24 protein-coding genes and 1 other RNA gene are annotated in these 26,288 nt (G+C 46.1%); 18 read left to right on the top strand and 7 right to left on the bottom strand.

Going from position 1 to position 26,288, the window contains the following annotated elements; translation table 11 throughout:
- Positions 1–55 precede the first annotated feature (55 nt).
- Positions 56–1,936 carry a DNA topoisomerase IV subunit B gene (gene parE, locus AB6D58_RS03880; RefSeq protein WP_017061428.1) on the top strand — a complete coding sequence of 627 codons (1,881 nt, stop codon included), beginning with the start codon at positions 56–58 and terminating at the stop codon, positions 1,934–1,936.
- A gap of 3 nt (positions 1,937–1,939) precedes the next feature.
- A complete protein-coding gene (parC, locus tag AB6D58_RS03885) occupies positions 1,940–4,198 on the top strand; it encodes a DNA topoisomerase IV subunit A (protein ID WP_017067236.1) in 2,259 nt (752 codons plus the stop codon).
- Between the two features lie 102 nt (positions 4,199–4,300).
- On the opposite strand, the gene degS is transcribed toward parC, so the two are convergent.
- The 3 genes from degS to zapG all read right to left on the bottom strand — a co-directional run bounded on the left by degS (position 4,301) and on the right by zapG (position 7,461).
- Positions 4,301–5,365 carry an outer membrane-stress sensor serine endopeptidase DegS gene (gene degS, locus AB6D58_RS03890; protein ID WP_372156514.1) on the bottom strand — a complete coding sequence of 355 codons (1,065 nt, stop codon included), beginning with the start codon at positions 5,363–5,365 and terminating at the stop codon, positions 4,301–4,303.
- A 158-nt stretch (positions 5,366–5,523) separates the two neighbouring features.
- Positions 5,524–6,879, bottom strand: a complete 1,356-nt coding sequence (locus AB6D58_RS03895) for a Do family serine endopeptidase (RefSeq protein WP_017061431.1) — start codon at positions 6,877–6,879, stop codon at positions 5,524–5,526.
- A 126-nt stretch (positions 6,880–7,005) separates the two neighbouring features.
- Positions 7,006–7,461 carry a Z-ring associated protein ZapG gene (gene zapG / locus AB6D58_RS03900; RefSeq protein WP_017061432.1) on the bottom strand — a complete coding sequence of 152 codons (456 nt, stop codon included), beginning with the start codon at positions 7,459–7,461 and terminating at the stop codon, positions 7,006–7,008.
- Between the two features lie 219 nt (positions 7,462–7,680).
- Here zapG and zapE point away from each other — a divergent pair, with 219 nt between their 5' ends.
- From zapE to sspB, 8 genes are all read left to right on the top strand, one after another.
- A complete protein-coding gene (zapE, locus tag AB6D58_RS03905) occupies positions 7,681–8,784 on the top strand; it encodes a cell division protein ZapE (protein ID WP_372098071.1) in 1,104 nt (367 codons plus the stop codon).
- Between the two features lie 247 nt (positions 8,785–9,031).
- The gene (rplM, locus tag AB6D58_RS03910) at positions 9,032–9,460 is read left to right on the top strand and encodes a 50S ribosomal protein L13 (protein ID WP_010434689.1); all 429 of its coding nucleotides are present in this window, start codon (positions 9,032–9,034) and stop codon (positions 9,458–9,460) included.
- Between the two features lie 13 nt (positions 9,461–9,473).
- Complete coding sequence (rpsI, locus tag AB6D58_RS03915; RefSeq protein ID WP_004740758.1) at positions 9,474–9,866, top strand: 30S ribosomal protein S9; 393 nt, start codon at positions 9,474–9,476, stop codon at positions 9,864–9,866.
- Between the two features lie 330 nt (positions 9,867–10,196).
- Positions 10,197–10,787, top strand: coding sequence for a ubiquinol-cytochrome c reductase iron-sulfur subunit (petA, locus tag AB6D58_RS03920; protein WP_017061434.1), 591 nt, complete (start codon positions 10,197–10,199; stop codon positions 10,785–10,787).
- Complete coding sequence (locus tag AB6D58_RS03925) at positions 10,787–12,052, top strand: cytochrome bc complex cytochrome b subunit (RefSeq protein WP_017061435.1); 1,266 nt, start codon at positions 10,787–10,789, stop codon at positions 12,050–12,052. The genes petA and AB6D58_RS03925 overlap by 1 nt, the downstream gene beginning before the upstream one ends.
- The gene (locus AB6D58_RS03930) at positions 12,049–12,786 is read left to right on the top strand and encodes a cytochrome c1 (protein WP_017061436.1); all 738 of its coding nucleotides are present in this window, start codon (positions 12,049–12,051) and stop codon (positions 12,784–12,786) included. Before AB6D58_RS03925 ends, AB6D58_RS03930 begins: the two co-directional genes overlap by 4 nt.
- 97 nt (positions 12,787–12,883) lie before the next feature.
- Complete coding sequence (sspA, locus tag AB6D58_RS03935; protein WP_009848943.1) at positions 12,884–13,519, top strand: stringent starvation protein SspA; 636 nt, start codon at positions 12,884–12,886, stop codon at positions 13,517–13,519.
- Positions 13,520–13,525: 6 nt separating this feature from the next.
- Positions 13,526–14,026 (top strand): ClpXP protease specificity-enhancing factor, encoded by a 501-nt coding sequence (sspB, locus tag AB6D58_RS03940; RefSeq protein WP_372098069.1) that lies wholly within the window; start codon positions 13,526–13,528, stop codon positions 14,024–14,026.
- A gap of 91 nt (positions 14,027–14,117) precedes the next feature.
- Here sspB and AB6D58_RS03945 read toward each other — a convergent pair whose 3' ends face one another.
- The 4 genes from AB6D58_RS03945 to AB6D58_RS03960 are packed head-to-tail and all read right to left on the bottom strand — an operon-like array spanning position 14,118 to position 17,535.
- Positions 14,118–14,723, bottom strand: coding sequence for a BON domain-containing protein (locus tag AB6D58_RS03945; protein ID WP_017059276.1), 606 nt, complete (start codon positions 14,721–14,723; stop codon positions 14,118–14,120).
- 16 nt (positions 14,724–14,739) lie between these two features.
- Positions 14,740–15,330 carry a phosphoheptose isomerase gene (locus AB6D58_RS03950; protein ID WP_004729817.1) on the bottom strand — a complete coding sequence of 197 codons (591 nt, stop codon included), beginning with the start codon at positions 15,328–15,330 and terminating at the stop codon, positions 14,740–14,742.
- 2 nt (positions 15,331–15,332) lie between these two features.
- Complete coding sequence (locus tag AB6D58_RS03955) at positions 15,333–15,731, bottom strand: YraN family protein (RefSeq protein ID WP_017059277.1); 399 nt, start codon at positions 15,729–15,731, stop codon at positions 15,333–15,335.
- Positions 15,718–17,535, bottom strand: a complete 1,818-nt coding sequence (locus tag AB6D58_RS03960) for a penicillin-binding protein activator (RefSeq protein WP_372090014.1) — start codon at positions 17,533–17,535, stop codon at positions 15,718–15,720. Before AB6D58_RS03960 ends, AB6D58_RS03955 begins: the two co-directional genes overlap by 14 nt.
- 61 nt (positions 17,536–17,596) lie before the next feature.
- Between AB6D58_RS03960 and rsmI the strand changes: the two genes are divergently transcribed.
- The 8 genes from rsmI to mraY all read left to right on the top strand — a co-directional run bounded on the left by rsmI (position 17,597) and on the right by mraY (position 26,288).
- Positions 17,597–18,463 carry a 16S rRNA (cytidine(1402)-2'-O)-methyltransferase gene (rsmI, locus tag AB6D58_RS03965; RefSeq protein ID WP_171732329.1) on the top strand — a complete coding sequence of 289 codons (867 nt, stop codon included), beginning with the start codon at positions 17,597–17,599 and terminating at the stop codon, positions 18,461–18,463.
- Between the two features lie 176 nt (positions 18,464–18,639).
- Positions 18,640–19,079, top strand: an RNA gene (rnpB, locus tag AB6D58_RS03970) — RNase P RNA component class A.
- A 228-nt stretch (positions 19,080–19,307) separates the two neighbouring features.
- On the top strand, positions 19,308–20,258 hold the full coding sequence (gene rsmH / locus AB6D58_RS03975) for a 16S rRNA (cytosine(1402)-N(4))-methyltransferase RsmH (protein ID WP_008223680.1): 951 nt from the start codon (positions 19,308–19,310) through the stop codon (positions 20,256–20,258).
- Positions 20,259–20,261: 3 nt separating this feature from the next.
- Complete coding sequence (ftsL, locus tag AB6D58_RS03980) at positions 20,262–20,579, top strand: cell division protein FtsL (protein WP_017062901.1); 318 nt, start codon at positions 20,262–20,264, stop codon at positions 20,577–20,579.
- The gene (locus tag AB6D58_RS03985) at positions 20,576–22,333 is read left to right on the top strand and encodes a penicillin-binding transpeptidase domain-containing protein (RefSeq protein WP_372090016.1); all 1,758 of its coding nucleotides are present in this window, start codon (positions 20,576–20,578) and stop codon (positions 22,331–22,333) included. The genes ftsL and AB6D58_RS03985 overlap by 4 nt, the downstream gene beginning before the upstream one ends.
- Before the next feature lie 18 nt (positions 22,334–22,351).
- Positions 22,352–23,836: a UDP-N-acetylmuramoyl-L-alanyl-D-glutamate--2,6-diaminopimelate ligase gene (gene murE, locus AB6D58_RS03990; RefSeq protein WP_102332770.1), complete on the top strand. Its 1,485-nt coding sequence runs from the start codon at positions 22,352–22,354 to the stop codon at positions 23,834–23,836.
- Entirely contained in the window at positions 23,836–25,209 is a 1,374-nt protein-coding gene (murF, locus tag AB6D58_RS03995; protein ID WP_372083351.1) for a UDP-N-acetylmuramoyl-tripeptide--D-alanyl-D-alanine ligase, read from the top strand. Before murE ends, murF begins: the two co-directional genes overlap by 1 nt.
- The gene (gene mraY, locus AB6D58_RS04000) at positions 25,206–26,288 is read left to right on the top strand and encodes a phospho-N-acetylmuramoyl-pentapeptide-transferase (protein ID WP_017059284.1); all 1,083 of its coding nucleotides are present in this window, start codon (positions 25,206–25,208) and stop codon (positions 26,286–26,288) included. The genes murF and mraY overlap by 4 nt, the downstream gene beginning before the upstream one ends.

Genomic DNA, 26,288 nt, shown 5'->3' on the forward strand with positions numbered 1-26,288 from the left:
TTAGTGAAACTGGAGCCAGCGAACTGACGCAAACTTTTTGAGTAAACTCCGTATTATGACTGAACAATATAATGCAAAAGACCTCGAGGTACTTGAAGGTCTCGACCCTGTGCGACACCGCCCGGGAATGTATACCGAGACAGAAAGACCTAACCACCTTGCCCAAGAAGTCATTGATAACTCGGTCGATGAAGCACTAGCGGGACACGCTAAGAAGATCAAAGTGGTACTTCATGCAGACCAATCGTTAGAAGTTACCGATGACGGGCGTGGTATGCCTGTCGATATCCACCCTGAAAAAGGGATCTCAGGTGTTGAGCTGATTTTAACTAAGCTCCACTCTGGCGGTAAATTCTCGAATAACAACTATAAGTTCTCTGGTGGTCTGCACGGTGTAGGTATCTCGGTTGTAAACGCGCTGTCAAAACGTGTTGAAGTGACCGTACGCCGAGAAGGTCAGGTTCACGAGATCGCACTTGAAGGCGGTCATGCAGTAACAGAGCTTACTGTGACGGGCACTTGTGGTCATCGTAACAGTGGTACATCAGTACATTTCTGGCCTGATCCTAAGTACTTCGATAGCCCTAAATTCTCGACACTTCGTCTGATTAACAACCTACGTGCAAAAGCAGTGCTTTGCCCAGGTTTAGAAATTACCTTTATCGACAAAGTCGGTGGTGAAGAGCATAAATGGTTCTATGAAGATGGTCTAAAAGACTACCTTGCCGAAGGCGTGAAAGGTTACACCTTGCTGCCTGAAGAACCGTATGTTGGCGAATTCGTTGCTGAAACAGAAATGGCAAACTGGGCGATCATCTGGCAGCCAGAAGGCGGCGACATGATCACCGAAAGTTACGTGAACTTAGTACCGACTAAACAAGGTGGTACACACGTAAACGGTCTTCGCCAAGGTCTTCTTGATGCAATGCGTGAGTTCTGTGAATTCCGTAATTTGCTGCCGCGTGGCGTTAAGCTAACGGGCGACGATATCTTCGATCGCTGTTCGTACGTACTGTCGGTGAAGATGCAAGATCCGCAGTTTGCTGGTCAAACAAAAGAGCGCTTGTCTTCACGTCAAACTGCTGCGTTTGTGTCTGGTGTGGTAAAAGATGCGTTTAGCCTGTGGTTGAACGAAAAGCCACAACTGGCAGAACAGCTAGCAGAAGCTTGTATTGCGAATGCCCACCGCCGTATGCGCGCAAGCAAAAAGGTTGTGCGTAAGAAAATCGCTTCAGGCCCAGCACTGCCGGGTAAGCTAACTGACTGTTCAGTTCAAGACTTAAGCCGTACCGAAATCTTCTTCGTGGAAGGGGACTCGGCGGGTGGTTCTGCTAAACAAGCACGTGATCGTGAGTTCCAAGCAGTTATGCCACTTCGCGGTAAGATCCTAAATACATGGGAAGTGTCAGCAGACCAAGTATTGGCTTCGCAAGAAGTGCACGACATCTCGGTGGCTCTAGGCATCGACCCGGACAACGATGATTTATCCGGCCTGCGTTACGGTAAGATCTGTATCCTTGCCGATGCGGACTCGGATGGTCTTCATATCGCGACACTGCTGTGTGCTTTGTTTACTCGCCATTTCCATGCATTAGTTGAAGCGGGTCATATCTATGTGGCAATGCCTCCTCTGTATCGTATCGATTGCGGTAAAGAAGTGTTCTACGCACTTGATGACGCAGAGAAAGACGGTGTGCTTGAGCGACTATCGCAGAAGAAAGCCAAGATCAACGTGCAACGATTCAAAGGTCTGGGTGAAATGAACCCACTTCAGTTGCGTGAAACCACCATGGATCCAAACACTCGTCGCCTTGTGCAGTTAACGATTGATGACAGCGAAGCAACCAACGAGATGATGGACATGCTGCTTGGTAAGAAACGTGCAGATGATCGCCGTACATGGCTACAGACTAACGGTGATATGGCCGAGGTATAATGGATGTCTAACGAAATTACATATGATGGCGTTGAACAGCTGCCAATGCGCAAGTTCACCGAAGATGCCTACTTAAATTACTCAATGTACGTGATCATGGATCGTGCATTGCCGTATATCGGTGATGGCTTGAAGCCAGTACAGCGTCGTATTATCTACGCGATGTCTGAGCTAGGCTTATCGGCTGCATCGAAATACAAAAAATCAGCACGTACCGTTGGTGACGTATTAGGTAAGTATCACCCACATGGTGACTCTGCTTGTTACGAAGCGATGGTATTGATGGCGCAGCCTTTCTCTTACCGCTACCCATTGGTAGATGGTCAAGGTAACTGGGGTGCTCCTGATGATCCGAAATCGTTCGCTGCGATGCGTTATACCGAAGCCAAATTATCTAAGTTTGCTGAGGTTCTTCTAGGTGAACTAGGTCAAGGCACTGTTGACTGGCAACCAAACTTTGATGGCACGATGAAAGAGCCTCAAATGTTGCCTGCTCGCCTACCTCACATCCTACTTAACGGTATTACAGGTATCGCGGTAGGTATGGCGACCGATATTCCACCACACAACGTGCGTGAAGTCGCTAATGCAGCCATTCACCTAATTGATACGCCTAAGTCTGAGCTTTCAGACGTGATGGGTTTCATTCAAGGTCCAGATTACCCGACTGAAGCTGAGATTATCTCCCCGAAATCGGACATCGAAAAGATCTACCGTACTGGACGTGGCAGCATCAAGATGCGCGCGGTTTGGCACAAGGAAGGCTCTGATATTGTTATCACGGCTTTACCTCATCAAGTGTCAGGTGCGAAGTTACTTGAGCAAATCGCTAATCAGATGCGCGCTAAGAAGCTGCCAATGGTTGACGACTTGCGAGATGAATCGGATCACGAGAACCCAACGCGTATCGTTGTCGTTCCTCGTTCGAATCGTATCGACTGTGACCAATTGATGAGTCACCTGTTCGCGTCGACGGATCTAGAGAAAAACTTCCGCGTTAACTTGAACATGATTGGTTTAGATAATCGTCCTCAAGTTAAAGGCTTAGTTCAAATCCTGAAAGAGTGGATCGAGTTCCGTCGCACAACGGTTCGCCGTCGTTTGCAGTACCGTTTAGATAAAGTACTGGCACGCTTGCACATCTTAGAAGGTTTGCTTGCTGCTTATCTTAATATCGATGAAGTGATTGAGATCATTCGTACAGAAGACGAACCATGTCCTGTCCTAATGAGCCGTTTCAACATTTCTGAAATTCAAGCCAATGCGATTCTTGATATTAAACTTCGTAACTTAGCTAAGTTAGAAGAGTTTAAAATCCGAGCGGAACAAGAAGAGCTTGAAGCTGAACGTGAAAAGCTTGAAAAGCTACTCGGTTCAGAGCGTCGCTTGAATACGCTGATCAAGAAAGAAATCCAAGCAGATGCGGATAAATATGGCGATGATCGTCGTTCACCTCTGATTGAGCGCGCTGAAGCGAAAGCGCTAACAGAGCGCGACTTAGTACCAAGCGAACCAATCACGGTTGTGTTGTCTGAGAAAGGTTGGATTCGTCATGCCAAGGGGCATGAAGTTGACGCTGAAGGTTTGAACTACAAATCGGGTGATAAATTCTTAGCGAGTGCTAAGGGTAAGAGTAACCAGCAAGCGGTGTTCCTCGGCAGTGATGGTCGAAGCTACTCCCTTGAGTCACATTCATTACCGTCGGCGCGAAGCCAAGGTGAGCCAATTACAGGCCGCTTGAACGTCAGCCCAGGTACTTCTATTCGCCAAGTGGTGATGGGAGAGAATGAACAATTATGGTTAGTCGGTTCTGATGCAGGTTATGGTTTTGTTTGTAAGGGTAGCGATCTGCTGTCCAAGAACAAGAGCGGTAAAGCCTTGGTTAACTTGCCACAAGCTTCTGAAGTGATGATGCCAAGCCCTATTGCTGACTTGGACAGTAATCAGATTCTGGCGATTACTAACCAAGGTCGTATGTTGTTGTTCCCGATTAAAGATCTCCCTCAGCTGAGCAAAGGTAAAGGCAACAAGATCATCAACATCCCTTCTGCGAAAGCAAAAGAGCGTGAAGAGTTTGTCTCACATCTTATGGCTATCCCAGAGAATGCGACGCTGACTATCTACGCCGGTAAACGTAAGCTTGGTTTGAAACCTGCGGATCTTGAAAACTTCCGTGGTGAACGTGGTCGTCGTGGTGGTCTACTGCCTAGAGGACTACAGCGAGTGACTCGCATCGATATCGAAGAGCAAAGTGAATCGTAGAGATACTTGAAACAATCTTTAGATAAAAGAAAACCCAGCCTATGAGCTGGGTTTTTTGTACTTGTGTATTAGCAGCTTGAATCATTGCTTACAGAGTTTGCTCTACAGGCGAGTATCTTCGGCGATGGTCACCTTTAAGGTTTTGCTTTCACCTTGGCGCAATATACCCACATCGATAACTGTACCAGGTCGCAGGTCGGTAACGATGTCCATTACACTCTGGCGACCATTTACTTGGTTATCGTTGATACTGACAATAATGTCTTGAGCTTCAAACCCCGCATCGGCAGCCGGACCATTAGGGTCTACCCCCAACACAACGATCCCGCCGATATTCTTAGTACCCAACATGCGTGAGGTGACTGAGTTGATGTCTTGTCCATCGATACCAATATAGCCACGAATCACACGACCATCGGCGATGATCTTTTCCATGATTTTATTAGCAAGCGGATAGGGGATAGCGAATGAGATCCCATAGGTTTCCATGTCGGTAGCTTGCTGGAAAGAGGCGGTATTGATACCGACTAGCTCACCTTGTGAGTTCACCAGTGCGCCACCTGAGTTACCTTCATTGATTGCCGCATCGGTCTGGATAAAGGCTTGATGGCCATCGGCACTGATCGAAGAACGGCCGGTTGCAGAGATGATACCAAAGGTTGTTGTTTGACCTAGGTTGTATGGGTTACCGATAGCCAGTACAACATCACCGACATTGGCTTTGTAATTAGGATTGAGTGGGATCACCGGTAGATTATCACCGCTGACTCTAAGTATCGCGATATCGGTGCGTTTGTCTGAACCGACAAGTTGCGCAGCTGCTACTCGGCCATCTTGAAGTGCCACAACTATTTGGTCTGCTTGAGCCACCACATGGAAGTTGGTAATGATGTAGCCTTTCTCGCTAACAATCACCCCAGAGCCCAAACCTTGTGTGAGCAGTTTGTTTCGATCGCTTTCAGCGTATTTACGGCTATAAATGTTAACCACTGCAGGCGCCGCGCGGCGAACTGCTTGGTTAAATGAAATCTGAAGAGAGCCAATATTATCGACTTTAGGGCTAGTGACGTCAGCGACAATCGCTGGTCTTAAGCTCGGGAAGGCGAGAAGAATAAGCGCCGCTGAAACGAGTCCAAGGGAAATAGAACGAAATAGAAAGGACAGCATGTTTCCCTCTTCAACAAGTAAGGTGTGAAGCCTCCATCAATGGATGACTGATTTGATTACAAGTGAAGCATAGCATTTTGATTGATCTAAAGAAAAGGGAGACTGAGTAAGTTTAAAGCAAACTTACTGAGCCTCCCTGTAATTGCGCTGACGTAAGACTATCGAATCACAAGATAGATAGTTCGGTCGCCTCGCTGGATATTAAGCGCCAGTACACCAGGTTGTTTTTCAAGAATCTCTCTAAACTCAGCAAGGTTCTTAACGGGCTGGCGGTTTACTCCGATGATGATGTCATCTTTCAGGAGTTGATAGGCTTCGGCTGGTGAACCTTGAGCAACATTCGATACCTTGACGCCCGTTGCAGAGTCACTCTCTGTTGTGTTGGTTAACTCAGCACCAGCTAGTCCTTCATGGAGCTTCTCAGCTTGTGTTTTATTATTGGTGGATTCACCAAGCGTCACATCAAAGGTTTTGCTCTTACCGTCACGAACTACACCCAGTTCAATCTGCTTACCAGCGCCGAGTGTTGCGACCTTAGCTCTTAACTCGCTGAAGGTATCAATGCGTTTGCCATTAATAGAGACAATAATATCGCCCGCTTTCAGTCCTGCTTTATCGGCTGCGCTGTCAGGGACGATTTGGCTAACAAAGGCGCCCTTGCTTGATTCATAACCGAGTGCTTCTGCCAATTCAGAGGTCACTTCTCCGCCTTGAACGCCAAGCATGCCGCGTTTTACTTCACCGAAGTCGAGAATTTGTTCTGTCAGGTTTGTCATCATATTAGAAGGGATTGCAAAGCCGATACCGACATTACCTCCGTTAGGGCCAAGAATGGCGGTGTTGATACCAATTAGCTCACCGTTAAGGTTCACTAGCGCACCACCAGAGTTGCCGCTGTTGATTGCTGCATCGGTTTGAATGAAGTTTTCAAAGTTTTCTAGATTCAGGCCGCTACGGCCGAGTGCAGAAACAATACCGGATGTCACGGTTTGCCCAAGTCCGAATGGGTTACCGATCGCGACACTAAAATCACCAACTCTTAATTTGTCTGAGTCTGCGACTTTTATCTGGGTCAGGTTTTTGGCTTCTTCTAATTTTAGCAGTGCGATATCAGACATCTGGTCGCCGCCGATTAGCTCAGCATCGTACTCTCGACCATCATGCAGTTTTACTTTGATATCGTCCGCACCATTAATGACATGGTAATTGGTCACGATATGACCTTTCTCGGCGTCAATGATGACACCAGAGCCTAATCCGCGGAAGGGACGCTCTCGTGTTTGTTCTGGACCAAAAAAGAATTGAAATTGTTCAGGGATTTGCTGACGTTGTACCTGTTTGCCTTCTACGGCAATACTAACCACAGCGGGGGTCACTTGTTCAAGCATAGGAGCAAGGCTCGGTAATTGTTCATTACCCACACTTAATGGCAGTGCGGCTGTTGCTTTAATGGGGGTGATGATTGAACTTAAGCTTAAAGTTAGCACTGATAAAGCAAGCAAAGGTTTTTTCATCATAAACTCCTCTCTAGTTAAGGTCTTAACCCTCTTATACGTTTAATAAGTATGATAAGTTTCAAATGACCTGAGTGAAAGTTATGACTCAAAAACCTTTGTAAAGTTCACAGAAGTGTTAAATGTTTACGATGCTTTTGCTGTAACAACATCGGGAGCATTCATGATTTCTTTCTTCTGCTCTGTAAATAAACCGGTTGCGCCATTAGCGTAATCTTTCGGTTGTTCCTCAAGTGTCGCCTCTTTTACTGAAGGCTTCTCTTGTGGCTTGTCCGAATGGGCAGCGGCTGTTTTCACAAACGGGTTATCTTGCTCTGGCAGGTTAGGAATCAGCTCTGAGCTTGTTTTTTCCATGTGTTGGTACAGTTTTGTGTAGTCTTTACCTAATGTGTCCAACATTTCTGCTGATTTCGCAAAGTGATCAGCCAGCTCTTGTCGCTGCTGCTCAAGGGCAAACTTTGCGCTATCCAATTCTTTCTGTACGTTCTTTTGTTTTTTGTATTCAGGTGTCATGAGACGAGAAATAGCGACCCCTAAAATAACTCCGACTAGTAAACCGGCAACGGCATACATCCAAGGCATAACAGCTCCTTATTATTGTTTTTTAACATGTTTGTTACTACTTAGTTACACGTGATACGGCTCCATGGTACTATGAGAAAGCCGCAGTATAAAGAGAAATGCGTGTGCGCTAGTTAGCAGTTTGATGCTGCATTATTCACCACATCACGTTATTCCTCGTACTGTTTGGGCTCATTTTTAGTTGTTGTCTGATATTGCTTTCATTGTGGAAATGTCGTCATGAATCCCATTAAAAAATACGAACAAGATATAAAAGAACATGGATTTCAAAGAGATCCAGCACAAGAGCAAGCCGTAAAATCTTTAGATGAACTCTTTCATCAATTTCAAGATTACATGAATACGCCCATTCCTCAACTGACTCGCTTCCAGAAATTACTAGGCAAAAAGCCAGAACTGCCACAACCACCGAAAGGTCTCTATTTTTGGGGTGGCGTAGGGCGAGGGAAAACGTACCTAATGGATACGTTCTATGATGCCTTACCGACCACTAAAAAAATGCGTGTTCACTTTCACCGCTTTATATATCGAGTTCATGATGAGCTAAAGGCGCTAGGTAATGTGAGTGATCCATTGCCTTTAGTCGCAGACAAGTTGAAGGAAGAAGCGGACATTATCTGTTTCGACGAATTCTTTGTTTCAGACATCACCGATGCGATGATCCTAGGAACCTTGTTCCAAGAGTTATTCGCTCGAAACGCTATCTTGGTTGCGACCTCTAATATTCCACCTGCGGATCTGTATCGCAACGGGTTACAGCGAGCGCGTTTCTTACCTGCCATCAAGCTCATTCAAGACAACTGTCATATCCTTAATGTCGATAGTGGTATTGACTATCGTCTACGTACCTTAGAACAGGCTGAGATTTACCATTACCCGCTAGATAGCCAAGCGAATATTAATCTCGAAAAGTATTACGCTCAGCTCGTTGGTGAAGATAAAGAGAAGCTTAAGCAGATAGAGGTTAACCACCGTCAATTAGATGTAGTCGAAGCGAGTGATGGCGTACTGCATGGTACCTTTGCTCAGCTTTGTCAGTCGGCTCGTAGCCAGAACGACTATATTGAGTTGTCTCGGGTTTATCACACAGTTCTATTGGCGGATGTATTGCAAATGGGCGCGACTTCAGATGACGCTGCGAGGCGCTTCATTGCATTAGTTGATGAGTTCTACGAGCGCAATGTGAAGCTGATTATTTCAGCGGAAGTGGAGCTAGAAAAGCTATACACCCATGGTCAGCTAGAGTTTGAATTTAAACGTTGTCAGTCGCGTTTAATTGAAATGCAGAGCCATGAATATTTGGCAAAAGAACACTTAAGTTAGCTTTGATTATCTCGAATAAGAAATAGAATTAAAAAAATCGTGATTTTGTTCAAAAAGAGGTGATTTTTTCTTCGCTCTTCTCTATAATCCTGCGACCTACCGTTACTGCGGGCCTCTAGCGATGAGTAAAATCACGTTATGCCAAGAGTTTTCCAACACTCGAAGGGGTGATGAATGGTAACTCTTAGACAGTGGGAATACGCGAGTATTCCTTAAGTGTAAATTTTTTAAATAGGTAATTATTAGCATGAAAACTTTCGTTGCTAAACCAGAAACTGTAAAACGCGACTGGTATGTTGTAGACGCTGAAGGCAAAACTCTTGGCCGTCTAGCAAGTGAAATCGCTTCTCGCCTACGCGGCAAGCACAAAGCAGAATACACTCCTCACGTAGACACTGGTGATTACATCATCGTTGTTAACGCTGAGAAAGTTGCTGTAACTGGTAACAAAGCTAAGGGTAAGGTTTACTACCGTCACTCAGAGTTCCCAGGTGGTCTTAAAACTATCACTTTTGAAAAGCTAATTGCTAAGAAACCAGAAATGGTTCTAGAACTAGCAGTTAAAGGTATGCTTCCACGTGGTCCTCTAGGCCGCGCGATGTACCGTAAGCTTAAAGTGTACGCTGGTACTGAGCACAACCATGTTGCTCAACAGCCACAAGTACTAGACATCTAAGGGGATTATGAAAATGGCAGAGAATCAATACTACGGCACTGGTCGTCGCAAAAGCTCAGCAGCTCGTGTTTTCATCAAACCAGGCTCTGGTGAGATCGTAATCAACAAGCGTAGCCTTGATGTTTACTTCGGTCGTCCAACTTCTCGTATGGTTGTTAAGCAACCTCTTGAGCTAGTTGAACTAACTGAGAAACTTGACCTTTACATCACTGTTTCTGGTGGTGGTATTTCTGGTCAAGCTGGCGCAATCCGCCACGGTATCACTCGCGCTCTTATGGAGTACGATGAAACTCTACGTCCTGCTCTACGTGCAGCTGGCTACGTTACTCGTGACGCTCGTTGCGTTGAACGTAAGAAAGTTGGTCTACGTAAAGCACGTCGTAAACCTCAATTCTCTAAGCGTTAATTTTTCTTTACGAAAAAGTACACGCCCCCAGTTTTACGACTGGAATTGTGGTTCAAAGCTCGGCTATATGCCGGGCTTTTTGTTTTTATACCCCCTCTAAACGCTTTCCCTTCCTCGTTTTATTTCCAAATTCTTATATTTTGAAAGCTTTTGTAACCCAATGTGCGCTTTGCCTCATGATTGTTACAAAAAGGTAGCTTTATCTTGTCAAAAAGTAGGGTTTTATTTATCATTTGCCGTCAATAAATAGAACTAAATACATATTTTGTTAGCCATGCTCTTTAATCGGAATTATTTCAATCCACAAGGAGCAAATGGGAGAATGTTTGGATGAGCAACGCGCCTTTAAATAACGGTCGCAGGCGTTTCTTAACCGCAACAACAGCCGTTGTTGGTGGTTTAGGAGCAGCTGCTGTAGCCGTGCCTTTTATTAAATCATGGAATCCGAGTGCCAAGGCGAAAGCTGCGGGCGCGCCGGTGGAAGTGGAAGTCAGTAAGTTAGAACCGGGACAAATGGTTCGTGTCGAGTGGCAAGGTAAACCTGTATGGGTTGTACGCCGTGCTGAGTCGGTACTAGAAAACCTAAAATCGATCGGTGGTCAACTTCGTGACCCTCAATCTGAAGCTGAACAACAACCAGAATACGCACAGAACGAGTTCCGTTCAATTAAGCCGGAATTCTTCGTTGCTGTTGGTTTCTGTACGCACTTAGGTTGTTCTCCAACTTACCTGCCGGATTCTTTTGCAGAACAAGTTCAGGGTGTTAAGTCTGGTTTCTTCTGTCCTTGTCATGGTTCAAAGTTTGATATGGCAGGTCGAGTATTCCAAGGCGTACCAGCTCCATTGAATCTTGTTGTACCAAAGCATATGTATTTGAGTGACACTAAGATCATGATCGGTGTGGACGAGGGAGACGCGTAATGCAAGGATTGCTTGATTGGGTAGAGAAACGTCTACCCGCGATGAATGCGTATAAAAAGCATTTATCTGAATACCCAATGCCTAAGAACTTTAACTTTTGGTACCTTTTCGGTTCTTTGGCAATGTTGGTATTGGTTAACCAAATCCTTACGGGTATTTGGCTAACAATGAACTACGTACCGTCAGGTGAGGGTGCATTTGCTTCTGTTGAATACATCATGCGTGATGTGGAATACGGTTGGCTACTACGTTACATGCACTCAACAGGTGCTTCGGCATTCTTCGTTGTTATCTACCTGCACATGTTCCGTGGCCTAATCTATGGTTCTTACCAAAAGCCTCGTGAGCTACTTTGGATCTTCGGTATGTTGATCTTCTTAGTGCTTATGGCTGAGGCTTTCATGGGTTACCTACTACCATGGGGTCAAATGTCTTACTGGGGTGCTCAGGTAATCATTTCTCTGTTTGGTGCGATCCCTGTTATCGGTGATGACCTAACGCTTTGGATCCGTGGTGACTACATCATCTCTGGTGCAACGCTGAACCGTTTCTTCGCACTGCACGTTATCGCTCTACCAATTGTACTTCTGCTGCTTATCGTACTTCACGTACTAGCACTGCACGAAGTGGGTTCGAACAACCCAGACGGTATTGAGACGAAACTTCCTAAAGGCACAATGGGCGACGACTACAAAACGCAGTTCCCATTCCACAAGGATTACACTAAGAAATACGACATCATTGACTCTATTCCTTTCCACCCATACGGGACCGTGAAAGATATGGTTGGTGTGGCCGGTTTCCTATTCTTCTTCTGTTATGTGCTGTTCTTTAACCCAGAGATGGGTGGATTCTTCCTTGAGCCGCCAAACTTTGAAGCTGCTAACCCACTGAAAACACCAGAGCACATCGCTCCGGTATGGTACTTCACGCCGTTTTACGCAATTCTGCGTGCTGTTCCTGATAAGTTGCTAGGTGTTGTAGCAATGGGCGCATCTATTGTTGTGCTATTCCTACTACCATGGTTCGACCGTTGTAAAGTGCGTTCTTACCGTTACCGTAGCAAACTGCATTTGATTAACATCATCCAATTCACAATAAGCTTTATTGCGCTTGGTGTACTTGGTGCGCTTCCAGCAACGCCAACATACACGCTACTGGCTCAAATCTTTAGCTTAGGTTACTTCATGTTCTTCGTTCTACTGTGGTTCTACAGTAAAAATGAAGCGACGAAACCATTACCAGAAAGGGTGACATTCAAATGAAAAAGTGGATTGTAATTTTATTTGCTATGTTGCCGTCACTGGTGATGGCAGCGGGTGCAAACGTACCATTAGACAAAGCGAACAATGATTTAACAGACAAAGCTTCATTGCAAAATGGCGCTAAGATGTTCATGAACTACTGTTTCGCTTGTCACTCAACGCAGTACCAGCGCTATGAACGTGTTGCGAATGATTTAGAGATCCCCGTTGATCTTATGAAGGAAAATCTGATTTTCGACCCTGAAGCGAAAATCGGTGACTTGATGGTTAATGCTATGCCTTCTGATCAAGCGGCAAGTTGGTTTGGTGCTCCGCCACCAGACCTAACATTGGTTGCTCGTGTTCGTGGCGCAGACTGGCTGTACACTTACCTTCGTACTTTCTATGAAGATCCGTCTCGTCCATTTGGCGTGAACAACATTGTTTTCCCAAGCGTTGGTATGCCGCACGTTCTTGAAGAACTGCAAGGTATCCCAACACCAATCTACGATACTCATATGGTAGATGGCGAGGAAGTGACGGTTGTTGTTGGCACTGAGACTGACGGCTCTGGCGAATTAAGTGCTGGTGAATACGACGAAGCAGTTCGTGACCTTGTTAACTTTTTGGTTTACTCGGGCGACCCAGTTCAACTTGAGCGTCACGCTATGGGTTGGTGGGTAATGGCCTTCTTAGTAATCTTCACTATCATCGTGATTTTGCTGAAGAAAGAGTATTGGCGTGATGTGCACTAATTGTGCTATAATACCGTGCTAATTCCCAAATTATGTTAATGTTCAATGGAGGCTTTAGGCCTCCATTGTTTTTATTTAAAGTGTACTGGAGGGCTCCATGGCTGTAGCTGCCAATAAACGTTCTGTAATGACTCTTTTCTCAAGTGCTTCTGATATGTATAGCCATCAGGTGCGCATCGTTCTTGCTGAAAAAGGCGTAAGTGTTGAAGTTGAGTTGGTTGATGAAAAAAATCTACCAGCAGAGCTTGTTGAACTGAACCCGTACAAATCAGTACCTACTCTTGTTGATCGTGAGCTTGCTCTATATGACTCGAAGATCATCATGGAATACCTAGATGAGCGTTTCCCTCATCCACCGTTGATGCCTGTATACCCGGTTGCTCGTGGTAACAGCCGTCTAATGATGTACCGCATTGAGCGTAACTGGTATTCAGTTGCAGAGAAGATCGTTAAAGGCAACGCTGAAGAATCTGAAGCAGCTCGCGTTAAACTGCGCAACGACCTACTGACTCTTGCTCCTATCTTCGCTGAGTATGAATACTTCATGAGCGAAGAGTTTAGCCTAATTGATTGTTACCTAGCTCCGCTATTATGGCGTTTACCTGAGCTTGGTATCGAACTAATTGGTCCTGGTTCTAAAGAGCTTAAGATTTACATGAACCGCGTATTCGAACGTGATTCATTCCTAGCTTCTCTAACTGAAGCTGAGCGTGAGATGCGACTCGTTCGCTAAGCGTTTATGGATATTTCTAATATGACTCCACGCCGACCATACATGCTTCGTGCATTTTATGAATGGCTGGTTGATAACGAACTAACTCCGCACCTTGTTGTTGAAGCAACATTACCGGGTGTGCGAGTTCCAGAAGAGTTTGTTCAAGATGGTCAGATCATTCTGAACATCGCGCCTCGTGCGGTTGGACAACTTGAACTGGGTAACGAAGCTGTGACGTTTAGTGCTCGCTTTAGTGGTCGTCCACACTCTGTGATCGTTCCGCTTTACGCAGTACAAGCGATTTATGCTCGTGAAAATGGTGCTGGTACCATGTTTGAACCTGAAGAGGCTTACATGGAAGCGTTTGAAGAAGGGATTGAAGAGGGACCATTTGAAGCTCCGGAACAAGGTCCTTCATTAAGTGTTGCAACGGCAGAAGTTGACGTTGATGCGGAAGATTCAGGCCCTGAGCCTGAGCCACCTCGTCCAGCTAAAGGTCGCCCAAGCCTTCGTGTTATCAAATAACGTTAGTTAAATAATGAACCAAATAAAAAAGCAGCGACTCGTCGCTGCTTTTTCTTTTCTGCTATATAGCATTCAATTGACTGGCTTAAGGCTAGTTAACAGCCGTCTCTTCTTCACCATATTCAAACGCTCGAATGACCTGTTTTACGCCAGAGATGTTACGAGCAACTTCTGTTGCGATATCGGCATGCTCTCGAGTCACGAGTCCAAGCAGGAATACTTCTGAATCCTCAGTAATCACTTTTACTTTGATGCCGTTAAGCTCAGCATTCGCAAGCAGAGCTGATTTCACTTTAGTGGTAATCCAGCTGTCTTTACTAATAGCACTTACAGACAAAGGTTCTTTCACTCGAACCTGATTGTGGATGCTCTCAACGCCAGCCACTTCTTTGGCTTGGTTTTCAAAAGCGCGACGTTCTGAATCTGTGGTTGCTTGTCCCATCAATACCACCGAACCTCGGTACGAGCTTGCGGTGACACGTACGTTGCCACGGAATGGTTGTTTATTGGTAATCGCTGCGACTTCAAATTCGATGTTGTTGTCGTTCCAAATCTCTTTGGTTGTTCGCGTATCCGTGACTAGGTTTGCAGTGGTTGCAGCACCAGCAATGAAAATGCCAGCACAACCAGACAGAGACAGTGTAAGTAGCGAAACACTAATCAGCTTAAACAGCCTCATAGAGGTTAATGATTTCATTGTGATGCTCCGTATATCACTCTTCGTGAGCAGGGAAGAGTACTTGATCGATTAGGTCACATAGGCAGTGTAGTGTCACCATGTGTACTTCATGAATGCGCGCTGTACGGTGTGAAGGGATACGAATCTCTACATCGTGTTCACCAAGCAAACCTGCCATCTCACCACCATCTTTACCGGTAAAGGCGATAATTGTCATGTCGCGAGTTACCGCCGCTTCCATTGCCTTGATGATGTTCTTGCTGTTACCACTAGTCGAGATAGCCAACAGGATATCGCCAGTTTGACCAAACGCACGTACCTGCTTAGAGAAGATCTCTTCATAGTGGTAGTCGTTAGCCACAGCCGTTAGCGTGGTGTTATCTGCTGTGAGTGCCATCGCTGGAAGGCTAGGGCGCTCTGTTTCAAATCGGTTGAGTAGGCACGATACAAATTGCTGAGCATTCGACGCCGAACCACCATTACCACAACAAAGAATTTTGTTTCCGTTAAGCAAGGTCGCAACCATTGCTTGAGCGGCATGCGTGATTGCGTCAGGCAGAGCTTCTGCAGCCGCAATTTGGATTTGAATACTTTCTGTGAAACTTTCTTTAATGCTGTCTAGCATGTTTATCCTTGGGTAATCGCGTTTTGAATCCAGTCGATAGTGTCATTCGGCCCTTCAATGGCAACAATATCAAACCTGAAATCTGTAGAGTGCACCGACAAGCCTTGCTGCATAAGCCAAACATTGGCTGTTTTGAGCAGTTTCTGTGACTTCTTGGCAGTCACCATTTCAGCGGCATGTCCGTAGCGGGTTTGCTTGCGGTATTTTACCTCAGCAAACACAACCGTATTGTTATGGCGCATTATAAGATCAATCTCGCCACATTTTGCTATGAAGTTTTCTTCTATTAACGATAAACCGTGGTTAATCAGATAAGATTTTGCCACGGCCTCGTATTTATCACCCACTTGTTTGTGGGTGATGGTTGGTTTGGATAGGAACTTTCGGCTAAAAAGCCCCATGCTCTGCCCAGCTGATTTCACGTTGAACCACACAGTTGTTATCGATGGTTAGCACACCCGTTTCACCTGGAATGCTGTAACCTTGCACGGCTTTCATCTGTGGCAGTGCATCCATTAGATAGTATGCATCCATTCCTAGTGCTTGCAGACGTTTTTGGCCGTTTGAGTGCGCAGGCCATAGGTCGTTGAGCTCTTTATTAAGCTCGTTTTTATTCTCAACTAATAGTGGGATATCGCTGTAGAACACACCGGTTAGGTCTTCATACTGCTTATCACCGCTGTTGCTGCGTGAGTTTGAGAACAGAGCGGGTTGGCTCGCATCTGGGTTAATTGCAACTTCAATGAAGGGTTTGATTAGTGTTAGCTCTGAGTTCTTAGCCACAATGTAGACAGAATCGATATCACGACGGCTGCGTGGCTCGGTTTCTAGGTCTAGGTTCAGTAATCCGTCCATTTGAGCGATACGCTGTTGGCTCTCTTGCAAGCCGAATACCTGATTCACATTACGTTGCAGTTGGCGTTTGTCAGAGAACAAGCTGATAGCAACATCGTTGCTGCTGTATTTTTTCCACTCTTCTTTAAACGCTTGCTCAACTCGCTCACCTAAACGTCCTCTTGGCGCAAGGATAAGCGGGTACTTGTAGCCTTGAGCAAATAGGTGCTTCGCTGCCTGAGCGACTTCTTGCTCTGGCGATAGAGCGAGATAACAAATGTTAGTATCAGGTTCTAGTTGTGTTGGAATGTTCAGAGCTAATGCTGGAATCGAGTTTTCGTGGTTTTTCTGTGCTTGCTGAAGTTTAGTGATGTTACTCTTGATCAGCGGGCCAACGATGAAATCAACATTGTTCTCTTCCAGTGTCGCTTTAATCTCAGCGGCACTTTGCACGTTGGTATCCATTACCGTCAGCGTTGCATCTTCTTCGCGCTCTTTGTCATTCATCATCGCAAAGATGAAACCGTCACGCACAAGTTGTGCCTGCTTGCTGTACTTACCGGTTAGAGGCAGTAATAGTGCAGTGCTGGTTGGCTTGCTGATCTCTAGCGCTAAGATGTCAGTGATCGCTTGAGGTGTGTATGTCGCTGCTAGGTGCTGAGGGTTCTCTGCTAGCCAATCAAACAGGGTTTCCTGTAGGTTTGGAAGGTTCGAGTTCAGCGTCTTCATATAAATCGCCAGCTGTAACCAACCTGCTAGAACGTCTTCTGTAGGCGACGTTTTAAGCTCTAGAATCTCATATTGAGAGTAGCTATTTAGGTTTTGCCAAATACGGTCAGCAGCTTGTTGTTGGAGCTCGTCATCAGCGTCTAGATACTCTGAATAAAGAACTAACTCACGGCTTGCTTCAAAATACTCGCTTTGCATTTCAGAAATGTTCGCGCGTAGCTCGTGATAATCTTTCCACTGCTCGTTCGGAAGTTTCCACCAAGGCTGGAAGTTCAGTTGGCTATAAGCTTGTTCAGGCTGCGAGTTATTCACCAACAGTTGAGCGCGAGCTAATTGCCATTCCGCTTGTTGCGTTTCGCTCAGCTCTTGTTTTGCTAAGCGTTTGATCAACAGAGTTGCTTGATCGGTTTTTCCAGCTTGCACAGAAGCCTTAAGTGCCATGATTAACCAGTCGTTTTGTAGACTTCCTTTGCTACTATCCGCCTGCATCATGTAACTTTCAGTTGATTGCGCTGGATCTAGTGTAATATCAACGCTCGTTGGTGCTTGAGGACCTGAAGAACAAGCCGCCAATGTAATTGCTAATGCAATTGGAGTTAGTAAGCGTGGTACACTGAGTCTCTTATGGTTCATCGTTGCCATGAGTTCTTTAAATTCCGTATAAATTTGTATCTATATTAATCGTTGAAGTGATGGTAAACAAATGACAGATAACAAAACCTTGCTCACAGAGAGCCCAACTCTCTACATTGTGCCAACCCCAATCGGAAATTTGGGAGATATCACTCAAAGAGCAATTGAAATTTTATCAAGTGTCGATGTTATTGCAGCCGAAGACACACGCCACACGGGTAAGCTGCTTGCTCACTTCAATATATCAACCAGAACGTTCGCTTTACATGATCATAATGAACAAACTAAAGCGCAAGTTCTAGTCGAAAGGTTATTAGAAGGTCAGTCTATCGCATTAGTCTCTGATGCGGGTACACCTTTAATCAGTGACCCAGGTTACCATCTTGTCTCACAATGTCGTCAAGCGGGTGTGAGAGTTGTGCCACTTCCTGGTGCTTGTGCAGTGATTACGGCATTGAGTGCGTCTGGTTTACCGTCTGATCGTTTCAGCTTTGAAGGCTTTTTGCCGCCAAAGAGCAAAGGTCGTAAAGATAAGTTCCTAGAGATCGCGAAAGCAGAGCGCACGTGTATCTTCTACGAATCACCACATCGAATCTCAGATTCTCTACAAGATATGCTTGAGATCTTAGGCCCAGACCGTGAAGTTGTCTTGGCACGTGAGCTGACTAAGACATTCGAAACAATTCAAGGATTGCCACTGGGTGAGTTGATTGAGTGGATTGAAGAAGATTCGAACCGTAAGCGCGGTGAGATGGTGTTACTGATTCATGGTCATCGTGAAGAAGCGAGCACAGAACTGCCAGACGAAGCGACTCGCACACTAGGCATTCTAACCAAAGAGCTGCCTCTTAAAAAAGCGGCGGCGATGACGGCAGAAATCTACAATCTGAAAAAGAACGCGTTATACAAATGGGGCCTAGAGCATCTAGACCACTAGAAACCTCTTTATAGAGTAGCTAACCTGTATTGAAAAGCTTGTGAGGAGTGATGGTATTGCCGTTATTCCTCTTTTTTTGTCTGAATTGTGTAAAATTCACGCAGTTGCTTAGAGGTTTGCACCATATTTGTGATCTCGCTAGACACTGCACCCTAATCTCTATACAATCCGCCCTCGGAGTTGAACGGGTAATCGCTGCTTTGCTGATGTCCTTCGGGAGACTGACGTTGAGGTCCTTCGGGAAACTGACGTTGAAGTCCTTCGGGAGACTGGTAGAGGGGAGGAACGTCCGGGCTCCATAGAGCAGGGTGCCAGATAACGTCTGGGGGGCGCGAGCCCACGACAAGTGCAGCAGAGAGAAGACCGCCGATGGCCTCATTTCTTCGGAAGGGGCACAGGTAAGGCTGAAAGGGTGCGGTAAGAGCGCACCGTGCGACTGGCAACAGTTCGTAGCAAGGTAAACTCCACCCGGAGCAAGATCAAATAGGCCCTCACATTGCGTTGCTCGCGTATGGGGGCGGGTAGATTGCTTGAGCCTGTGAGCGATTGCAGGCCTAGACGAATGGTTACCGCCGCGCAAGCGGAACAGAACCCGGCGTATGTGTCGACTCCACCTATATAAAGAACCCATCATTACTTAACGGTAGTGATGGGTTTTTTGCTTTATATTGACGTAAATTATTTAGATTTCCTTAGAATCCTTCACCCTGATATGAGCTTGGGTCAAAAATTCCCAAAGCCTATACACAATATGGTGGAGATACGGCGTGAAATCAGTACACTAAAACGTTAATAGAACAAATTATTGCCGAACTAATGGCTCAATCCACTCACTGAGAAGACTATGACAGAAGCATTCAAACATATTTCAGTATTGCTTAACGAATCTATTGACGGACTTGCGATCAAACCTGACGGTACCTACATCGATGGTACTTTTGGCCGTGGTGGTCACAGCCGTACAATCCTGTCTAAACTGGGCGAGAATGGACGACTCTTTAGTATTGACCGCGATCCACAAGCGATTGCAGAAGCGCAAAAGATTGATGACCCTCGTTTTACGATTATTCACGGCCCGTTCTCAGGTATGGCTGAATATGCAGAGCGTTATGACTTAGTGGGTAAAGTAGACGGCGTTCTGCTGGATTTAGGTGTTTCTTCTCCGCAACTTGATGACGCTGAACGCGGCTTTAGTTTCATGAAAGATGGCCCGTTGGATATGCGTATGGACCCAACTTCGGGCATCCCTGTATCTCAGTGGTTACTAGAAGCGGATCTTGATGATATCACTTGGGTGATTCGTGAGTTCGGTGAAGACAAGCACGCTCGTCGTATCGCGAAAGGCATCATTGCTTATCAAGAAAACGAAGAGAATGAGCCGCTAACTCGCACTGGTCAGTTAGCTAAGCTTATCTCTGATGTAGCACCAAAAAGCTTCAAAGAGAAAAAGCACCCAGCAACGCGTGCTTTCCAAGCATTCCGTATCTACATTAACAGTGAACTGGAAGAGATCGACACGGCACTAAAAGGCGCAGCAAGCATTCTTGCTCCAGAAGGTCGCCTGTCTGTTATTAGCTTCCACTCACTTGAAGACCGTATGGTGAAGCGTTTTATTCGTAAAGAGAGCCAAGGCCCGCAAGTACCTCACGGCCTTCCTTTAACGGAAGAGCAGATCAAAGCACTAGGCAGTGCTGATCTTAAGCCTGTCGGTAAAGCGATCAAACCATCGAAAGGCGAAGTGGATGAGAACACTCGTTCACGTAGCTCAGTATTACGAATCGCAGAAAAGCTATAGTCAATGAAGACCTCCAAGCCGAACTTAGCCAAGATAATATTTTTTGATTTGATCTCCGTGGGTAAAGTCCCATTGGTGCTGCTTATCTGTATCTTCGCGAGCGCGATGGGGGTCGTTCTCACGACACACATGTCACGTCAGGCAATCACGCAAAAAGACATGGCATTGAGTGAGCGTGAACAGCTTGATAATGAATGGCGAAATTTAATGCTTGAAGAGACGGCTCTGGCTGAACATAGCCGCGTTCAAGCATCGGCAAAACGAGAGCTAGACATGAAACGTCCAGACTCCGACAAAGAAGTTGTGATCACACTGAAATGACCGGAAAAAAGGAAAAAGCCCCCGCGAAAGCCGTTAAGAAACCAACGAAAGAGCGAGTGAAGAGCGAAAAGGACTCGGATCCAATTCTGATTAAATGGCGTTTCAACGTCGTTATTGCTTTTGTGTTGGTTGCCTTTTCTGTACTAGTAGGTCGTGTGGCTTACATCCAAGTCATTGAACCAGATAACTTAATTCGTCAGGGCGACCTTCGTTCTGTACGTGTTAAGGCTATTCCTTCTGCCCGCGGTATTATTTCAGACCGCAATGGCGAACCACTTGCCGTCAGTGTGCCTGTTGAGGCGGTATGGGCTGACCCGAAAACCATCTTCGATAAAAATGGCATGGCCCAAATTGATCGTTGGTATGCGCTAGCTGATGTACTTGGCTTAGATCGACAATCGATGATCAACAAGATCTCTAGCAACAAATCCCGTCGATTTATTTACCTGCAAAGACAAGTTAGCCCAGCAATGGCGAAATACATCCGCGACTTAAAGCTGGTGGGTATTGGTCTTAAAGCAGAATCACGTCGTTATTACCCAGCCGGTGAAGTCAGCGCGCATCTTATTGGTGTGACCGGAATTGATGGACACGGCCTAGAAGGTGTCGAGCGCAGCTACGATAAGTGGCTCACGGGTGAAGCAGGTAAACGTACAATCCGTAAAGACCGTTACGGGCGAGTAGTTGAAAACATTGCACTAGAAGAGCGTGAAGAAGGTAAACCACTCGAGCTAACGATCGATCAACGATTACAAGCGATCGCCTACCGAGCGATTAAACAGGCGGTAGCCGATCACAAGGCGACGTCTGGATCTGCCATCTTATTAGACGTAAAAACGGGTGCGGTTTTGGCCATGGTTAACGCACCGTCTTACAACCCAAACAATCGTGCTGATTTACAAAGCTTTAAGATGCGTAACCGCGTGATCACCGATGCTTTTGAGCCAGGTTCGACGGTTAAGCCGTTTGTTGTTCTTGCCGCTCTCGAAAATGGTACCGCGGATGCTGATACTGTAATTGATACGGGTAACGGCATCATGCAAATCGGTGGTAGCCGTGTACGTGATACTTCCAAAGTTGGTAAGGCAGACTTGGCGTTAATCCTTAAGAAGTCGAGTAACATCGGTGTGGCGAAGTTAGCACTGGATATGCCACTTGAAGCGCTACTGGGCATGTACAGTTCTGTTGGTCTTGGCGAGATGTCTGGGCTGAATCTAGTCGGTGAGACCGCGGGTATTTTCCCGAACCGTCGACGCTGGTCTAAGTTTGAAATCGCTACCTTATCCTTTGGTTATGGTCTAGCGATTACTCCGCTGCAATTGGCTCATGCCTATGCGACGTTAGCGAATCACGGTGTTTACGAACCTATCCATATCGTTAAAAGCAACGACCAAGATTTCTCAAAACAGATCATCAAGCGCGAAAATGCTGAGTTGGTTTTGAACATGCTAGAAGGCGTAACCCAAAAGGGCGGTACAGCGACAAGAGCTGCCGTGCCGGGTTACCGAGTAGCAGCAAAAACAGGTACATCTAGAAAAGCGATTTCCGGTGGTTATGGAGACGAGTACTTCGCCTATACCGCAGGTGTTGCTCCAGTGAGTGACCCAAGAGTCTCTTTGGTTGTGATGATCAATGAACCTCAAGGTGACCTCTACTATGGTGGCTCGGTCGCAGCCCCTGTTTTTTCTGAAATCATGAAGGGCGCACTGCAAATTCTGAATGTCCCTGCTGATGAAAACAAGTTTCAAGAATAGAGCCAATCAGGATTCAATATGAGTAATAGCCTCACGCTGTCATCTTTACTTTCTCCTTGGAGTGACTTTAGTTCACCTGAGCTGGATGCGATTGCCGTTGAACAGTTGGAGTTGGATAGTCGTGCCATCAAAGACGGCGATATTTTTGTTGCTGTAGTTGGGCATGCTGTTGATGGCCGTCGTTTCATTGACAAAGCGGTCTCACAGGGAGCCAATGCCGTTATCGCACAAGCTGATGCTGAAAAGGCCCATGGTCTGATTGAGTGGTTGGATGCTGTTCCGGTTGTTTACATTAAAGACCTTAACTTGGTGTTATCTGAGTTGGCCGGTCGTGTTTACTCGTCTCAGGCGACTAAGCTGATTGGTGTTACCGGCACCAATGGCAAAACCACTATCACCCAATTGATTGCTCAGTGGCTAGATTTAGTCGGCCAACGCTCTGCGGTAATGGGCACCACGGGTAACGGTTTTCTAGACAACCTTAAAACGGCGGCGAATACGACCGGTAGTGCGATTGAAATACAACGTACGCTGAGTGAGTTGGCTGAAGAAAACGCTGTTTATACCGCGATGGAAATCTCGTCTCATGGTTTGGTTCAAGGCCGAGTTAAGGCATTGGATTTTGAGGCTGGTGTATTTACTAACTTGAGCCGTGACCACTTGGATTACCACGGCACGATGCAAGAGTACGCTCTGGCTAAGAAGAGCTTGTTTACTCAGCATAAGTGTAAGCACGCTGTGATTAATGTTGATGATGAAGTCGGTAAAGCTTGGATGGCTGATCTGTCCAATGCAGTAGCTGTGTCATTGCTTCCGTTATCGGGCTACCAGCAGTCAGTATGGGCATCGGATGTTGCTTATGCAGAGACGGGTATCAAACTCGCTTTTGATGGTAGCTGGGGGCAGGGACAACTGTCTGTTCCTTTAATTGGCCAGTTCAACGCATCAAATGTATTGGTTGCTTTCGCGACCCTACTTGTACTAGGCATCGACAAGCAAACCTTGATCGACACAGCACCTCAATTGCAACCTGTTATTGGTCGCATGGAATTGTTCCAAGTACCAAACAAAGCGAAAGTGGTTGTCGACTACGCGCATACACCTGACGCATTAGAGAAAGCATTGGCAGCACTACGTGTACATTGCTCTGGAAAGCTATGGGCAATCTTTGGCTGCGGTGGTGATCGAGATACAGGCAAGCGCCCTATGATGGCGGTTACCGCAGAGCAGTTCGCCGATAACATTATTATTTCAGATGACAACCCTCGCAGTGAAGACCCGGCATTGATTGTTAAAGACATGCTGGCAGGTTTAAGTGAGCCTGAAGTCGCCTTTGTTGAACACGATCGCTTTCAGGCGGTTAAGTTTGCTCTAGAGCAGGCGGGTAATAACGACATTATTCTTCTGGCTGGTAAAGGCCATGAGGATTACCAAGTATTAAAAGACAAAACGATCCACTATTCGGATCGAGAGTCAGCACTACAACTTTTAGGTATTTCATAATGATTGATGTATCACTCGAGCAGATCTGCTCCGTGGTCAGTGGTCAGCTGATAGAGGCTGGCAAATCGAGCAATAGTTTGATCAATGCGGTTTCTACCGATACTCGCACCGTTGAAGAAGGTGCACTGTTTGTTGCTCTCGTAGGTGAACGTTTTGATGCGCATGATTTTTGTGGTCAGGCTGTTGAGGCCAATGCGAGTGCGTTATTAGTTCAACGAAAACTTGACCTAAATATTACTCAAGTTGTTGTTGAAGACACTAAACTTGCTTTAGGTCAGCTAAGTGCTTGGATCCACAAACAATGTAACGTGCCAACCATGGCGATAACAGGAAGCTGTGGCAAAACGACCGTCAAAGAGATGGTCGCGAGTATTCTACAACAACGTGGCAAAGTGCTGTTTACAGCGGGTAACTTCAATAATGATATTGGAGTACCACTAACCTTGCTGCGCAGTGAACCCAATGACGACTATGCCGTGATAGAACTGGGCGCGAACCACATTGGTGAAATTGCCTATACCACGCAGCTTGTGAAACCACAGGTGGCCTTAGTGAATAACGTTGCTGCCGCGCATCTAGAGGGCTTTGGCTCAATTGATGGTGTTAAACAAGCGAAAGGCGAAATTTTTCAGGGGCTTGCTGCTGGTGATACTGCTATTGTTAACCTAGAGAGCAATGGTGGTGACTTCTGGAAAGATGTGCTTGCAGACAAAAACGTACTGACCTTTTCTGAAAGTGATGACACGGCGGATTACTTTTCGACGAATATTCGCATCAACGAGCAGGGTGAAGCTTGCTTTGATATGCAGACCCCGCAAGGCGCTATCGATGTCGAACTTGGCATTATTGGTCAGCACAATGTAGCCAACGCATTAGCCGCAGCAGCACTGAGCATTCAATTCGGTGCCACGCTTGCAGAAATTAAAAGCGGTTTAGCGAATCTTATCTCAGTTAAAGGCCGAGTTGAGGTTCAACAATTAAGTCAGAATATCAAGCTGATAGATGACAGTTACAACGCCAGTGTACCGGCAATGAAGGCTGCAGCTAAATTGTTGTCGAGCTTCAAAGGTCAGCGTTGGTTGATTTTAGGCAATATGGCTGAGTTAGGCGATGAAAGCCTTGCACTTCACCGTCAAGTCGGTGAATATGCTGCCCCATTCGCTTTTGAGCATGTACTCACTTACGGTGATGATACCAAGGTGATTAGTGAAGTGTGTAACGGCACTCACTTTGCAACGCATGAAGCGATGATCGCGCACATAGAGCAGCACTTGAGCTTGCCAGAAAACGCGCCACATACCTTGTTGGTAAAAGGCGCCAATAGTGCAGGAATGAGTAAAATAGCCGCTGCTTTAAAGGAGAACTTTTCATGATAATTTGGCTTGCAGAGCTACTACAGCCACACTTTTCTTTTTTCCGTTTGTTCGAATACTTATCGTTTCGTGCAATCGCGAGCATTTTGACGGCTTTATGTCTGTCGCTGTGGATGGGACCTCGTTTAATTGAGCGTCTGCAAATGCTGCAAATTGGCCAAGTTGTTCGTAATGACGGCCCAGAATCTCACTTCAGTAAGCGTGGTACACCAACCATGGGTGGTGTGATGATCCTTGCTGCGATCATCATTACGGTCTTACTTTGGGCTGACTTATCAAACCCTTACGTTTGGGCCGTACTTGTCGTGCTAGGCGGTTACGGTGCAGTTGGTTTTGTTGATGATTATCGTAAAGTCGTTCGTAAGAACACTGATGGCTTGATTGCGCGTTGGAAGTACTTCTGGCAATCGGCTATTGCATTGGTTGTGGCGTTTGCTCTGTATGCTCATGGGCAAGACACTGCTGCGACACAATTAGTGGTGCCTTTCTTTAAAGATGTGATGCCACAACTTGGTTTACTGTACATTGTTCTAACTTACTTTGTTATTGTGGGTACCAGTAACGCGGTAAACCTAACTGATGGCCTAGATGGCTTGGCGATTATGCCAACGGTTATGGTTGCTGCGGGTTTTGCTGTTATCGCTTGGGCGACAGGTAACGTTAACTTTGCAGCATACCTACACATTCCATACATCCCATACACCTCTGAACTGGTGGTGGTATGTACTGCTATCGTTGGTGCAGGCCTTGGCTTCCTATGGTTTAACACTTACCCAGCACAAGTATTCATGGGCGATGTTGGCTCTCTAGCATTGGGTGGTGCGTTAGGTGTGATTGCGGTACTCGTTCGTCAAGAGTTGGTACTAGTGATCATGGGTGGTGTGTTTGTAATGGAGACTCTGTCAGTGATTCTGCAGGTGGGCTCTTACAAATTGCGTGGTCAGCGTATTTTCCGCATGGCACCGATTCACCACCACTATGAACTTAAAGGTTGGCCAGAGCCGCGTGTTATCGTGCGTTTTTGGATAATCTCAATGGTATTAGTACTGGTTGGCCTAGCGACACTGAAAGTTCGTTAA

The organism is Vibrio sp. 10N.239.312.D08, from assembly GCF_041466145.1.
In the GTDB taxonomy this organism is placed as follows: domain Bacteria; phylum Pseudomonadota; class Gammaproteobacteria; order Enterobacterales; family Vibrionaceae; genus Vibrio; species Vibrio crassostreae_C.